The following is a 1,055-nucleotide window of genomic DNA, read 5'->3' on the forward strand; positions in this document are numbered from 1 at the left end:
AAATGTGAAGTCTTCGCTCATTTTGGGCCGGCTCCTGATTGCTGAGGCGGGCCATGAATAAATCGGTTTTATTCCTGGCCTTCATGTTGGGCGGGTTTCGGCTTTTTGCCTGTCATTCAGGCGCAAGTCCTCATGGCGCGAATCTTATGTCCGATGAGCCATGAGAAAAAATGAAATAATCTCACCAACCCATGATCTGTGTTCATGGGTTTGGCCGTCTGGCGCCGTGCCCTGGGGGCGATGAAGCGGCCAGGCGATTGCGATGGGGGGCAGGGATTACCGGGCGGTCAGGTCGCGCGCGAATGCCGCAGGTCTTGCGGTCGTGGAGGGCAGGTTCCGGTTGCGGGGAGCCGGCAAGTCGGGAGGGCGAAGGTTGCTGCGGCAATGGCGCGGTTGGGGAAAGAACGTTGCACCGGTCCCAGAAACGACAAAGCCGGTCAGGCTGACTGCCTGACCGGCTTCATCTTCGAATTGGCTCCCCGAGCTGGACTCGAACCAGCGACCCAATATTAACAGCTCTTTTCCTACGTCTGCGGATGAGGCCAATAGCGTGAGTTTGTTGGCATTTGGAGGCATCTGGTAGTCATTCGGGTACCCGTTGATTGGTCGATTTTGTCCCAGTCGATGGGCAGAATTTCCATGGGTCTGACCAGATGATGCAGCCCTCGCCGCCGTCAGGCGTTTGGAGCGGACGGGTCGTACCGCTTGCGTTTCAGCGGTTTGATCGTATGCCGCTGTGCGTGGTCGGGGCTGTGGCTGTCCTGTCGGGAGCCTGTACTTTCTCTATGTCGCTCCGCCAAACCTTGGGCAGTTGAAGTCTTCGGCAGCCTTGAGCATGCACAGGCTTGGCTGCAGGCCCCTCTGCCGGTACTTGGCAACAGGTGCCCGCTGGATGTTGTGGCTGAGCCTGGTGGATCAGCTGAACTTCTGGCGACTCTGGGGCGGATTGAGCACGGCGTTTTCTCATGAGTGTTGAGTGTGTGACTCATGAAGCAGGGCTGGGCCGAAGTCGTCTCTTGTCAGTAGCCTCCTGGCGTTAACCACGAGAGGCGGCT

1 protein-coding gene is annotated in these 1,055 nt (G+C 58.2%); it reads left to right on the forward strand.

Going from position 1 to position 1,055, the window contains the following annotated elements; genetic code table 11:
- Nucleotides 1–720: 720 nt before the first annotated feature.
- Nucleotides 721–969, forward strand: a complete 249-nt coding sequence (locus C5O18_RS11220) for an antitoxin Xre/MbcA/ParS toxin-binding domain-containing protein (RefSeq protein WP_420884491.1) — start codon at nucleotides 721–723, stop codon at nucleotides 967–969.
- The last annotated feature ends 86 nt before the right edge of the window (nucleotides 970–1,055 follow it).

The sequence above is a fragment of the Amnimonas aquatica genome (assembly GCF_002943415.1).
Taxonomy (GTDB): Bacteria; Pseudomonadota; Gammaproteobacteria; order Pseudomonadales; family Moraxellaceae; genus Perlucidibaca; species Perlucidibaca aquatica_A.